Origin of the sequence: Micromonospora sp. WMMD736, from assembly GCF_049179015.1 — a bacterium.
Taxonomy (GTDB): Bacteria; Actinomycetota; Actinomycetes; order Mycobacteriales; family Micromonosporaceae; genus Micromonospora.
This window is the reverse complement of record NZ_JBMHMI010000001.1, coordinates 1,827,694-1,840,827: the sequence shown is the minus strand read 5'-3', so window position 1 is coordinate 1,840,827 and position 13,134 is coordinate 1,827,694. Positions and strand designations below refer to the sequence as shown.

The following is a 13,134-nucleotide window of genomic DNA, read 5'->3' as shown; positions in this document are numbered from 1 at the left end:
GGCCGCTACGGGTGCGGGATGTCCGGCACGAAGTAGCCGACGCCGCGCAGCGTGCAGAGGTAGTTGGCCCCGCCGGGCAGCGCGGCCAACCGGGAGCGCAGCCGGTAGACGGTCGACTTCACCACGTCGCGGCCGCCGAGCATGTCGGGCGTCCCCCAGACCGTTGCCAACAGGTCCTGCCAGGACTGCGGAACGCCGGGCCGGCCCGCCAGGTGGGTCAGGAGTTTGAACTCGGTGAAGGGCAGGTCGACCCGCTGCTGGTTGAGCGTCACGCTCTGGGTGGCGGGGTCGATGACGAGTTCGCCGACCCGGATCACGCCCGGGTGGTCGCGTCGTCTGCGGATCAGCGCCTGCGCGCGCAGCGCCACCTCGCGCGGGTGGAACGGTTTGACGACGTAGTCGTCGGCGCCGTGCTCCAGTCCGGCGATGACGTCCTGCTGCTGGCCGAGCGCGCTCAGCAGCAGGACGGGCGTCTCCGAGCGGGCTCGGATGAGCTGGCAGAGGGTCAGCCCGCTCATGGTCGGCATCATGACGTCGAGGATGGCGAGATCGACCCGGTGGGATCGCAGCAGTTGCAGGGCGGTGGCGCCGTCGGACGCGGTGAGCACGTCGAAGCCCTGGGTCTGCAGCGCGAACTCGACGATGATCACCATTTGCGGCTCGTCGTCGACCACCAGCACGGTGGGCCTCAGCGCGGTGCTCATGGTTGCCCCGGGAGGGTCAGCAGGAACGTCGTGCCGCGGGCGGACGCGGTGTGCACGAGAATCTCACCTCCGTGCAGCTCGATAATGATCTTGGTGATCACCAGCCCGAGGCCGGTGCCGTCGACGAGCGGCCGACCCGTGGCGAAGCGTTGGAAGAGTCGCTCCCGCTCGGCCCGCGTCATTCCCGCGCCGTCGTCGGTGACGTAGACGGCGACGCCGGAGTCCACCACCATGACCCGCACATGGATGCTGCCACCGGTCGTGGTGAAGCGACTGGCGTTGGAGAGCAGGTTCGTCATGGCCTGGGTCAGCAACATCGGGTCGGCCAGGATGCGCGGCATCACCTGCGGGGTGTCCAGGGTGATCCGCTGGCCGTGCTGCTCGCACAACGAGCGCATGCCAGCGATGACATCGCGGACGACCACCGCCACGTCGGTCTTCTCCAGGCGTGGCGTGAAGAGGCCCGCCTCGATCTTCGCCTGCAGGAGCAGGCTCTCGCACAGGCCGATCACCTGTGTCGACTGGTTGTCCACCAGGCGGAGGAACTTCTCCTGAGCGGGCGTCAGTGGGCCGGGACTCCCCTCACGGAGCAGGTCCACCGCGCCCTTGATCATGCTCAAGGGCGTGCGCAGTTCGTGGCTGAGCGCGTTGACCTGATCCGCGCGCCGCTGCACCGTCAGCTCCAGCGTGGCCAACTCGGCCCGCAGTCGGCCGCCGCGTCGGTGCAGCACCAACGCGCAGACGGATGCCCCGGCGAGTGCGCCGACCAGTGTGGTGACCGTTGCCCACCAGATGTCCGTCAGCACTGCTTGGGCCCCTGTTTCACGCCAGGCATTGTGACAGCCCGGGTCGGCGGCCTCCGAGACCTCGTTGGTGACAGCGCTGTCACCCGCGCTCACGAGAGCGTCACCGTCGGAGCGTTCACCCGCTCCTAATCTGTGCGAAACATCTTGCTTGTACCTGAGCGATCCACCCCCTTTGAGGAGGTCGAGCCCGTGGTGGCACTCCGTCCACGCCGTCTCGCGACGATGTCGGTCACACTCCTGCTCGCGCTGACGGCCCTGCCGGCCTGCGCCAAGCAGAACGCCGGCGGTGACAACAGCGCGACCGACGGCAACGTCGTGCACGTGGTCTGCGGCGCCACCGAGGACTGGTGCGCGGCGACCACCGAGAAGTTCAGCAAGTCCACCGGGGTCAAGGCCGACTTCGTCCGGCTCTCCAGCGGCGAGGCGCTGGCCCGGATCAAGGCCGGCAAGGGCAGCCCCGAGTTCGACGTCTGGTACGGCGGACCCGCCGACGGCTACTCCGCCGCCGGTGGGGAGGGCCTGCTCGAACCGTACGTCTCCGCCAACGCGGCGGTCATCCCGGCCGCGTACAAGGACCCGACGGGTCTGTGGACCGGCGTCTACGTGGGCGCGCTCGGCTTCTGCAGCAACAAGAAGATCCTGGCCGAGCGCGGGGTGGCGGTGCCGCAGTCGTGGGCGGACCTGCTGAACCCGAAGCTCGCCAAGGAGGTCGGGATGGCGCACCCGTCCACCTCCGGCACCGCGTACACGGCGCTCTGGACCCAGGTGCAGCTCGCCGGCGGCGACCAGGCCAAGGCGCTGGAGTACATGCGCAAGCTGCACCCGAACGTGCTGCAGTACACCAAGTCCGGTGCGGCGCCCGCGCAGATGGCCGCCCGCGGCGAGGTCGCGGTCGGCGTCATCTTCTCGCACGACTGCGTCGCGACCGTCGAGGCCGGCTTCCCGGACCTGCAGGTGAGCTTCCCGGCCGAAGGCACCGGGTACGAGACCGGCGGCGTCGCCCTGGTCAAGAGCGCGCGGAACCCGGTGAGCGGCAAGAAGTTCGTCGACTGGGCGTTGACCACGGAGGCCCAGGAGATCGGCCCGACGGTCAAGGCGTACCAGTTCCCCACCAACCCGGACGCCAAGGTCTCCGACAAGGTGGTCAAGCTGCCGACCATCAAGATGGTGACCTACGACGCGACGGTCGCCGGCGAGGCGAAGTCCGCGTTGAACAAGCGGTTCGACGCTGAAGTCGCGCAGGCGCCGAAGTCATGACGCTCCTGCTCCCCGAACGTGCCCCCACCGCTGCCCCGCCGGCCGGCGCTCGCCGCCGGCGGGGCAGCGACCCGGCGATCCGCCTGCTGATCGTCGTCTGCGTACTGCTGGTGGCGATCGGCGCGGCCATCCCCCTCATCGCGGTCCTGGCCACCGCCTTCGCGCCGGACGCGTTGCCGCGCTACGCGGAGTTCTTCACCTCGTCGGTGGACCTCGGCATCCTGCGCAACACACTGGTGCTCGGCGCACTCGTCGGGGCCTGCGGTACGGCGTTGGGCTTCCTCTTCGCATTCGTGCAGACCCGTCTGGACGTACCCGGCAAGAAGATCCTGCACGTCATCGCCCTGATGCCGATCGTCAGCCCGCCGTTCGCGGTGGCCACCGCCACCGTGGTGCTCTACGGACGCCGCGGCGTCATCAGCAACGGCCTGTTCGGGCTGGAGTACGACATCTACGGCCTGGACGGGTTGGTGTTCGTCCTGTCGATGTCACTGTTCCCGGTGGCGTACCTGGGTCTGCTCGGTATGTTGCGCGGCCTCGACCCGGCGGTGGAGGAGGCGGCCATGAACTTGGGCGCCAGCCGGTGGCGCATCCTGCGTACGGTGATCCTGCCGTTGCTGGCCCCCGGCCTGGTCGCCCCCTTTCTGCTGCTCTTCGTGGAGGCGATCGCCGACCTGGCGAATCCGTTGGTGCTCGGCGGCGACTACACGGTGCTGGCCAGCCGCGCCTACCTCGCCGTCACCGGCGAGTACGACCTGACCAGCGCGTCGGTCTACTGCGTCATCCTGCTGGTGCCGTCGCTGGCGATGTACTTCGGGCAGCGGTGGTGGCTCAACCGCAAGGTGCGCACCACGATCACCGGCCGGCCGTCCGGCAGCGTGCATCTCATCACCGGGTGGAGCCGTTGGCCGATCTACGGCCTCGCCCTGCTGGTCGCCGCGGTGATCGTGAGTCTCTACAGCACCGTGATCATCGGTTCGGTGACGAAGGTCTTCGGCGTGGACAACGCGCTCACGCTCGACTACCTGCGGGAAGTCGTCGCTGGCCCGGGCGTCGAGGCGGTTCTGGACACTCTGCTGTTCGCCGCCATCGCCACCCCGATCGCCGGCGTCGTCGGCCTGATGGTGGCCTGGCTGGTGGTCCGGCACCTGCGGCGCACCGCCTGGCTGCTGGACCTGGGCGGCACGCTGGGCGTCGCGGTGCCCGGCACGGTGCTGGGCATCGGCTTCGTGCTGGCCTACCGCCCGGACCGGTACGTCGGTGATTTCCTGGTCTTTCCCAGCCTCGTCGGGGGCAGCGCACTGGCCGCCGGCGCGGTCTCGATCGTGCTGGCGTACGTGATCCGGAGCCTGCCGGCGGGGCAGCGCACCGCAGTCGGCGCGTTGACCCAGCTGCACCCCAGCATCGAGGAGGCCTCCACCGACCTGGGCGCGGGCGCGCTGCAGACCTTCCGTCGGGTGACGTTGCCGCTGATCCGCCCCGCCCTGCTGACCGGGCTGAGCTACAGCTTCGCCCGGAGCATGACCTCCGTCTCGACGATCGTGCTGCTGGTCACCCCGGAGACGAAGATCATCACCTCGCAGGTGATGAGCGCCGCCAGCACCGGCCGGTACGGGGTGGCGTTCGCCTACTGCACCGTCCTCACCGCCATCGTGCTGGCGGGTTTCCTGGTCATCCGATTCATCGTCGGCGCGGGTGCCGAGCTGCACCGCACCGCCACCTCCGAAGGGCAGCAGAAATGACCGCCGCAGCGCACGTCGAAGCGCCAACCACCGAACCGGCCGCCGCGTTGCGTCCCGAGAGCGGCTCCGGGCACCTGCGACTGGACGGCCTCACCAAGCAGTTCCGCGGTCGCACCGGGACGGTCACCGCCGTCGACCGGGTCGACCTCGACGTGCTGCCGGGAGAGTTCATCACCCTGCTCGGCCCGTCCGGCTGCGGCAAGACCACGACGCTGCGGATGGTGGCCGGGTTCGAGCAGGCGACCGGTGGCGACATCCTGATCGACGGCAAGGCGATCGGGCACCTTTCGCCGCAGCGACGGCCGATGGCCATGGTGTTCCAGAGCTACGCGCTGTTTCCGCACATGACGGTGGCCGAGAACATCGCCTACGGCCTGCGGTTGCAGCGTGGGCAGCGCAGCAAGGACGAGATCGCCACCGCGATGCGGATGGCCGTGACCAGCATGAACCTCGTCGGAATGGAGGAGCGTAGCCCACACGAGCTCTCCGGCGGCCAGCAGCAACGCGTGGCACTGGCCCGCGCGCTCGTGGTGCAGCCGAAGGTGCTGCTCTTCGACGAACCGCTGTCGAACCTCGATGCCAAGCTGCGCACCGCGATGCGGGCGGAGATCCGCCGGATCCAGAAGATGTTCGGCATCACCAGCATCTACGTCACGCACGACCAGGACGAGGCGATGAGCATGTCGGACCGGATCGTGGTGATGAACAAGGGCAAGGTGGAGCAGGTGGCCCGCCCGGGGGAGATCTACGGCCGGCCCACCAGCGTCTTCGTCGCCGACTTCATCGGTCAGGCCAACTTCGTCGAGGCCGCACCCGAGCGGATCGAGGACGGCGTGGCCACCCTCACGGTGCTGGGCCGCAAGCTCACCGTCGCCGCCCACCCGAAGGTCGCCACCGGAGCGAACGGCACCTTCCTGATGATCCGCCCCGAGACGGTCCGGCTCACCCCCGCCGCCAGTGGTGGGAACGGCACCGTGCTGCGCTCGACGTTCCACGGCCCGAGCCTCGACTACGAGATCGAGACGGCGGCCGGCACCATCACCGCCACCGAGCAGGGCGGCGACCCGAGCGAGGCGTTGACCGAGGGAACGTCTGTCGAGGTCAGCTTCGACGCCGATCGCGCCTACCTGTTGCCACGGGACTGAGTGGGGCGACCGTCATCGAACGGCGTTCGCACCCGATTTGAACCGGACGGACGTTCCGTCCGTCGTGAGGAGGTCCGAGTCAGGTCACGGGGCTGACCGTCGAATCGAAAACCTTGGGTACGGAGAGGGCGACACCATGACACAGGCGGTTGAGGCATCCACCGATCAGGTTGCCGCCTTTCACGGGTTGTTGCTGCGGATGTCCGGTCGGCTCCCGGACGAGCTGACCGCCGCCGCGCGCCGGTGGCTCGCCGAGGGTGAGTTCGTGGAAATCGCCCAGGCGGTGCTCTTCTCCGCGCTCGCCGCCCGTCTCCCGATGACCGAGGGCGACGTGAGCCTGCTCTCCGCGACCCTCGTCGCGGCGGGGGAGGACGTCGAGCCGCTCGCCGACATCGAACGCGTCGACGACGACCCCCTGCCGCCGTACGGGGTGGCGCCGGTCAGCCCCGATGAACTGACCGAACACGGTGCCCAGGTGCCGTACAGCATCGACCTGACGGTGCCGTACGACGGGCCGGGCGCCGCGGACGACGTCGACCAGGCGGCGATCGAGTCGGCCGTGGCGCAGGTGGACGAGGGTGTGGCGGTGACCGCGCTGTGGCGTGCGTGGCGGTTCCCCGCCATCGATGCCCAGTGGCCACCGCCGCGCCGGATCTATTTGGTGCAGAGCGGGGACGAGGCGACGATTCCGGCGACCGCCGTCCACGTGCAGGATGCCCTGGAGGCCGTCGGCGAGACCGATCCGCAGGTCGAGGTCTTCGTCGATCCGGACGAACTGCCGGCCTACCAGCGCAACACGCTCGGCTTCTCGACCCTGCTCTGGACCGCGGCCGCACCGGTACGGCCGGTCGTCGCACGGCTCTACGACACGTTCGACGCCGAGTCTGGGCCCGGGTTCGCGCCCGACCACCCGCGGCTGGAGGGCGACGAACGCGACCAGGTCCTCGAATACCTGGCCGACGGCACTCCACTGCTGATCACGCCGACGCTCAGTCCGGACCTGGTCGACCCCGCTGTCGGCGAGGTGGTGCCGACCGGGTTCTTCACCGACGGCCACTGGATCTGGACGGACGCCTGCGCCTACTACCTGCGGACGTATGGGCTGGCCCCGGACCCCGGCCTGCTGGCGGCGATCCGGGCCAGCCACTACCTCGTGCCGGAGGTCGACGCCGTCGCTCTGCACCGGGCGCTCTCTGTCCTCTACGCGCCGGTCGTCGAGGACGGGTCGGTCCAGAACGACGCGGAGCCTCCCGCCGTGACTTCCGTCGAGGGGAGAACTGGCGACAACCTTTGATCCGGCCACGAGCGTTAGTTGTCGGGCCATCCGACGTTCTAGCTGAGGGAGATTGAGGAAAGTGGCGACCACGCGCGGCGGTGATGCGAACCGAGGAGATCGACACCGGCTCGTGGGTTCCAGCCTGGCTCGGATCAGGCCCACCCTGCCCCGGTGGAACAGCAACAACGTGACCGGCACGGTCGAGGGCCGAGGGCTCTGGCGCACCGGCACGGCGAAGGGCTGAGCAGGAGTGACCACCTGGCAGGCGCGGCCCTGACTGCTGTGCGAACCGCAATGTCACCCACGAGTGTCGACCCGCCGCCTCCCGCCCCTGACGTGGAGTACGTCGGGGAGACGCTGGTTCTGTGTACCGCGGTGGACCCGCGACCGTCGGTCCTCGGGCTGGCCGCCGCCCTGCCGGTGCAGCAGGGACGACGGGCCGTGCTGAGCTCGCCGTCGGTAACGGCTCGCCCGGATCTGTTCGACCGGTTGCTGGAAGCGTTGACCGAGCATCTCGGCGGGGTGGCCACCGGGGTCCGGCTGGTGCCGCTCGGGTCGTACGCCCCCGCCGTCGATCCCGGCGAGGAGGTGCGGCTGCTGGCCGAGTGGATCGGCCAGGAGGTGACGTTTCCGCAGGGAGCGTTGACGGTGTCGGCGGGCACGGTGCTGCAGCCCGTGGCATGGAAGACGGTGGATCCGGAGGGTGACGTCCGGTCCGAGCCGCTGTGGCCGCCAGGATCCGCACCACCTGCCGCATCGCCGTCACCGGCGGCCGCTTCGGTGCCTGTTGTCGCCCCGGTGGTGGCGGCACCGCCGCCGTCGTGGCCCCCGCTGGCCGCTCCGGTGCAGGCACCGCCGCCGTCGGCGGTTGCGCCGGTCGCGCCGGTTGCGCCGGTCGCGCCGGTGCCGCGGGCACCGCTACCAGGTGCGGTGCGGCAACCTGCCCAGCGCGGTGACGGCCCCCACCTGCTGTCGGTGGCCAGGAACTGGCCCCACGTGGTCCTGCACACCAACGGCGGCTTCGTCGACCTGCCGGCGCGGCTTCCGCCTCGTGTCCGGTGGCCGGCCCGCCGCGCGCCGCGCGCCGCGCGTGGATCGCGGGCGGGCGGTGCCCGGGTGCCCGCGACGATGCCCGGCGTACGCACCGCCGCTGGCTGGTCGTTCCTCGACCAGTCGACGCTGGGCGGTGGTCCAGCCCTGGCCGGATTCGTGGTGGAGATCCTGGTGCGGGCGACCGGCTTCCGGATCAACGATCGACCGGTGCCACCTCGGGCACTGGCGAAACTCATCGAAGGGTGCCGGGCGGGGGACAGCCGACCGCTGGTGCTCGTCACCTACGGCGTAACCGTGCGGGGGGCCGCCGCCGACCTGCTCTTCGGTGGGCTGGCCGACGCGCTCACGGTGCCGCTGTACGTCGCCGACGCGGCCGTCACCCGGACCGCCACCGGGCTGCTGTCGACCACCGGCACGTTCAGCCTCTGGAGCCGGCGGCAACCGGGTGCCGCACGCGGGCCGCGTCCGGTACGCGCGGTCGGGCAGGTACTGCCGCCCCGACCGTCAGCGGGGAAGAACCGCCGACGTGATCCCCGCCGGGCGGGAGCGAAGCGCGCGGCGTCGGTGCCGGCACCCACCCGGATCGCCCCGAAGCTCATCGCCCTGCTCACCGCCGACCGGTGGATGGCGTACGCCGGGTGGCCCGCCCTGCTGACGCCGCCAGCGGCAAGCGTCGTCCTGCTCGACCCGCACAGAACCTCCGACGCCGCAAGCCCGGCAGAGGTGTTGCCGACGGCGCTGGAGGGCCTCGGCCACCCCGAAGATCTGATCGCCTCGGGGCCGCACGGGCAGCCGGAGCTGTCGCTGGGCGTCGTCCCCGTTCCCGGTGCGCTCGCGGCGCCACCGCCAATCGACCCGCCGTACGGGGATGTCCCGGCCGGTCAGCCGGGCGTGGCCGAGCGCGCCGCACGGCACGAGGCGCCGTCCGGGCCCCCGCCGCGCTGGCTGGTCGACGTCGACGGCGAACAGACACCCCCGAACCCGGCGGCGGTGCGCCACGCGCTCGACGGTCGGTACGACGCCCATGCCCGGATAGTGGCCCGGACCCTGGCACAGTCGCCCGGACTACGGGCTGCGGCCGGTGCGTCCCGGGAACTCTCCGCCGGGCTGGTCGCGGTCCGCGCGTACTGCGCTGGCGAACGCGCGCTCGTGAACCAGGTCCTGCGCGGTGGTGGCGACGACGGGCACCTCGACCGGCTCCTGTTGGTGGCCCGCAGCGCCGACTACGGACTGCGTCGACTCCCGTCCGTGCTGGGGCCGGTCTTCGCCCACGGGCTGGTCGACCCGGTCCTGGCCGCCGCCTATCGGCCCGGTGACGTGCTGACCGAGCCGGCCTTCGTGGATGTCGCTCTGACCCCCGACCCCGACACGGCGGACGGGGTCATGTTCGTCGTCTGGTCGGTGAGCGCCCGCCGGTTGGACAGCCTGGACAGCGGCACCCGGGCTGCGGCGGCATTCCCACCGGGCAGCCGGTTCCAGGTGCTCGCGGTCGACGAGGCGGCCCCGGACCGCGCGCCCCGGGTGTTGTTGCGCGATCTCATGGCGTCGTACCGCGGTGGGCGGGACTCCGGCGAGCGGATCCTGGATCGCCTGCGTACCGCGCAGGGCGGCCAGCCGGCCGCTGCCGACCGCGTACCGCTGCCTTTCGCTCCCGGCCTGGACGACGCGGGCCGGCCCTTCCCCGCACCGGCGCCCGCCGGTGCCGTCGCGGCTGATGAGGATGTACGAGCGTGACTAACATGCTGTCGGTCTCCGAGACCGAAGCGGGATGCCTGCCGAGCATCGCCGCGGCAATGGCGCAGGCCGGCCCCGGCGCCATGATCGTCGTTCAGCCGGGCACGTACCACGAGCAGCTCCGACTCGCCGGAGACGTCACCCTGGTGGCCGAGGACGGGCCCGGCACCGTGATCATCGACGGCGGTGACGGCGTGGCCGTCTTCGTCGGCGGCGGGAGCGTGACGCTGCGGGGTCTCTCGCTGCGCGGCGGCTCGGCCAACCTCCCGGCGGTGCAGGTGGGGCGGGGCGTTCTCCACGCCGCCGAGTGCACGGTCACCGGGCAGGGGGTCGTCGCGATACACGTGCCCGGCGGCGCGCTGAGACTGCAGGACTGCCAGGTCAGCAACCCGAGCGGTGCCGGTCTCCTGTTCGAACGGACCGGCGGCGGCACGGTCAGTGCCACGTCGATCCGGCAGACCGGTGGTGCCGGAACGGTGATCGCCAGCGGTGCGGACCCGGTGCTGCGCGGCTGCACGTTCGCCGACATCCACGGTGCCGGCGTGCACTGCAGCCAGGGCGGGCGGGGCACGGTCGAGGACTGCGATCTCACCTCGGTCGACGGCGCGGCGATCGTGGTCGACGACGGTTCGCTGCGGGTGCTCCGCAGCAAGCTGCATGACCTGCCCGGGACCGGGGTGGTCGTCGCCAAGGGCGAGCCGGTCCTGGAGGGTTGCGAGATCCGCGCGGTCGGCGGGCACGGCGTGGTCCTCTCCGGCACCGCGGCCCCGATGCTGCGTGACTGCCAGGTGCACGGCGCCGCAGGGCACGGGCTGCTGGTGCTCGAGGAGGCCACCGGCACCTTCGCCAACGGTGAGATAACCGGTGCCCAGGCGGCTGCGATCGCGGTCAGCGGGTCGGCCGCGCCGCTGATCCAGGGCGGCCGGTTGACCGACAGCCCGGCTGGCGCGGTGCTGTTCCAGGCCGAGGCGTCGGGCACGGTGCGCGGGCTGACGGTGCGGGGTGGGCAGACCGGGATCGTGGTCGGTGGTTCCGCCACCCCGCTGATCGAGGAGTGCACGCTCGACAACGTGCAGGAGTACGGGGTACGCCTGCTCGAGCAGGCGCGGGCGAGGGTCGAGCGGGTCCGGATCGAGCGGTGCGGGGCCGGGGGCATCCTGGTCGACGCCGAGGCGCGGCTCGACGCCGACCAGGCGACGGTGCAGAACTGCGGGACCGGGTTGCTCGTCACCGGCACGGCGACGGTCACCGGGTCGGACGTGGGTAGCTCCCGCACCGCCGGCATTCTCGCGCAGAAGGAGGCGAACCTGACCCTGATCGGCACTCGGGTGCACGGCAGCGGTGGGCCGGGGGTGTGGTTCGTCGGTGGCGCCGCCGGGCGGTTGACCGGGTGTGAGCTGATCGAGAACGTGGGCGGGGGCCTGATCCGGGAGACGGGCGAGCCGGTTCAGGTGGAGTCGACCACGATGGTCGGCAACGGCGGTGACGGAACCCGTCCGAGCAGCCCGGCCAGCCCCCAGCCCGCCGGTCCCGGTCCCGGTCCCGGTGCTGGTGCCGGCAGCCCGTCCGCACCGACCCCCGACGACCCACTCCGACCGGCTACGGCGTCGGCCCCTGCCGACTCCGGCGGCACGTCGGACCGGACCACTGCGCTGCTGGCGGAGTTGGACGCGCTCGTCGGGCTCGCCGGGGTGAAGCACGAGGTGGCGACCCTGGTCGGGCTGCACCAGATCAGCCAACGCAGAGCCGCTGCCGGGCTGCCGGCCCCACCGATGTCCCGGCATCTGGTCTTCGCCGGCGCGCCGGGCACCGGAAAGACCACCGTGGCGCGGCTGTACGGGCGGATCCTCGCGGGCCTCGGCGTGCTGCGCTCCGGTCAACTGGTCGAGGTCTCCCGCGCCGAACTCGTGGCCGAGCACATCGGCGGCACCGCGGTCAAGACCACCGAGAAGTTCACCGAGGCGCTGGGTGGGGTGCTCTTCATCGACGAGGCGTACACCCTCGCCCCGGTCGAGGGTGGTGGCGGCCACGACTTCGGCCGGGAGGCGGTCGACACCCTGGTCAAGTTGATGGAGGACCACCGCGACGAGGTGGTGGTCATCGTCGCCGGCTACTCGGCGCAGATGCGCACCTTCCTGGCCGCCAACCCCGGTCTGGCCTCCCGTTTCTCGAGGAACGTCGAGTTCGAGAGCTACGCGACCAACGAGCTGGTGACGATCGTCGAGCGGCTCTGCAGCACGCACCACTACTCCCTGGAGTACGACACCAGGTTGGCGTTGGCGAGCCTCTTCGACGGGATGGAGCGGGACGCGAACTTCGGTAACGCCCGGGTGGCCCGCAAGGTCTTCGAGGAGATGATCGGGCGTCAGGCGTACCGGCTCTCGCAGGCCGGTGACACCTCCGGCGTCGAGTTGGCGCAGCTGCTGCCGCAGGACCTCGGCGCGACGGCGAAGCCCGGGGTACACGCCGGCGAGACGCGTGACGACGATCTCAACCGCCTGCTCGCCCGCCTCAACAACATGATCGGCCTGGCGGACGTGAAGCGCGAGGTGGCCGACATGATCGATCTGCTCGCCACCATCCGCACCCGGGTCAAGGCGGGGCTGCCGGCGCCGTCGGTCTCCCGGCACCTGGTCTTCTCCGGGCCGCCCGGCACGGGTAAGACCACTGTGGCCCGACTCTATGGTGAGCTGCTGACCGCGCTGGGCGTGCTCGCCGGCGGCCAACTGGTGGAGGTCGCCCGGGCGGACCTGGTGGGGGAGTACATCGGCCACACCGCGCAGCGCACCCGGGAGGCGTTCGACCGGGCCAGGGGCGGTGTCCTGTTCATCGACGAGGCGTACACGCTGGCACCGTCGGGCACTGGCCAGGACTTCGGCCGGGAGGCGATCGACACCCTGGTCAAGCTGATGGAGGACCACCGCGACGAGGTGGTGGTCATCGCTGCCGGGTACGAGCAGGAGATCGAGGAGTTCCTCGCCACCAACGCCGGCCTGGCGTCCCGCTTCTCGCGCCGGATCCACTTCGCCAACTACGACGCCAACGACCTGGTGGCGATCTTCCAGAACCTCGCCGCGGCGAGCGGCTACGAGTGTCCGGGCGAGACGTTGGTCGCCCTCCGTGAGCACTTCGAGCACGTACCGCGTACTCGTTCCTTCGGTAACGGCCGGTACGCCCGGCAGGTGCTCGACGAGGCGATCACCCGTCAGGCGGGCCGGATCCGCGCCCTGCGGAACCCGAACGTCGAGCAACTGCGAACTCTGCTGGTCGAGGACGTGACGCGGACATGAACATCCCGCGTCAGGCCACGAGTGTGGCCAGCACTTGTAAGAGTTTCGTTTTAGTTTGGACCGAAGTGCGCCACCTTGCCCTTATGCTGCACCGGGCCTTTGCCGCGAGACCGCCGATCGGTAGTCG

At 70.9% G+C, this 13,134-nt stretch carries 8 protein-coding genes; 6 read left to right on the top strand and 2 right to left on the bottom strand.

What is annotated here, in order from left to right; genetic code table 11:
* Positions 1 to 5 precede the first annotated feature (5 nt).
* Both ACN269_RS07945 and ACN269_RS07940 read right to left on the bottom strand, forming a co-directional pair.
* Positions 6 to 704 carry a response regulator transcription factor gene (locus ACN269_RS07945; protein WP_421471813.1) on the bottom strand — a complete coding sequence of 233 codons (699 nt, stop codon included), beginning with the start codon at positions 702 to 704 and terminating at the stop codon, positions 6 to 8.
* Complete coding sequence (locus tag ACN269_RS07940) at positions 701 to 1,510, bottom strand: sensor histidine kinase (RefSeq protein ID WP_421471812.1); 810 nt, start codon at positions 1,508 to 1,510, stop codon at positions 701 to 703. The genes ACN269_RS07945 and ACN269_RS07940 overlap by 4 nt, the downstream gene beginning before the upstream one ends.
* Before the next feature lie 222 nt (positions 1,511 to 1,732).
* Here ACN269_RS07940 and ACN269_RS07935 point away from each other — a divergent pair, with 222 nt between their 5' ends.
* The 6 genes from ACN269_RS07935 (at position 1,733) to ACN269_RS07910 (ending at position 13,007) form a co-directional block, all read left to right on the top strand.
* Positions 1,733 to 2,767 carry an ABC transporter substrate-binding protein gene (locus ACN269_RS07935; RefSeq protein ID WP_421471811.1) on the top strand — a complete coding sequence of 345 codons (1,035 nt, stop codon included), beginning with the start codon at positions 1,733 to 1,735 and terminating at the stop codon, positions 2,765 to 2,767.
* Positions 2,764 to 4,509 carry an ABC transporter permease gene (locus tag ACN269_RS07930; RefSeq protein ID WP_421471810.1) on the top strand — a complete coding sequence of 582 codons (1,746 nt, stop codon included), beginning with the start codon at positions 2,764 to 2,766 and terminating at the stop codon, positions 4,507 to 4,509. Before ACN269_RS07935 ends, ACN269_RS07930 begins: the two co-directional genes overlap by 4 nt.
* Positions 4,506 to 5,654 carry an ABC transporter ATP-binding protein gene (locus tag ACN269_RS07925; RefSeq protein WP_421471809.1) on the top strand — a complete coding sequence of 383 codons (1,149 nt, stop codon included), beginning with the start codon at positions 4,506 to 4,508 and terminating at the stop codon, positions 5,652 to 5,654. Before ACN269_RS07930 ends, ACN269_RS07925 begins: the two co-directional genes overlap by 4 nt.
* A gap of 136 nt (positions 5,655 to 5,790) precedes the next feature.
* Positions 5,791 to 6,948, top strand: a complete 1,158-nt coding sequence (locus tag ACN269_RS07920) for a hypothetical protein (protein ID WP_421471808.1) — start codon at positions 5,791 to 5,793, stop codon at positions 6,946 to 6,948.
* A 276-nt stretch (positions 6,949 to 7,224) separates the two neighbouring features.
* Positions 7,225 to 9,717 (top strand): hypothetical protein, encoded by a 2,493-nt coding sequence (locus ACN269_RS07915; protein ID WP_421471807.1) that lies wholly within the window; start codon positions 7,225 to 7,227, stop codon positions 9,715 to 9,717.
* A 5-nt stretch (positions 9,718 to 9,722) separates the two neighbouring features.
* Positions 9,723 to 13,007 (top strand): right-handed parallel beta-helix repeat-containing protein, encoded by a 3,285-nt coding sequence (locus ACN269_RS07910; RefSeq protein ID WP_421476222.1) that lies wholly within the window; start codon positions 9,723 to 9,725, stop codon positions 13,005 to 13,007.
* Positions 13,008 to 13,134: the final 127 nt, after the last annotated feature.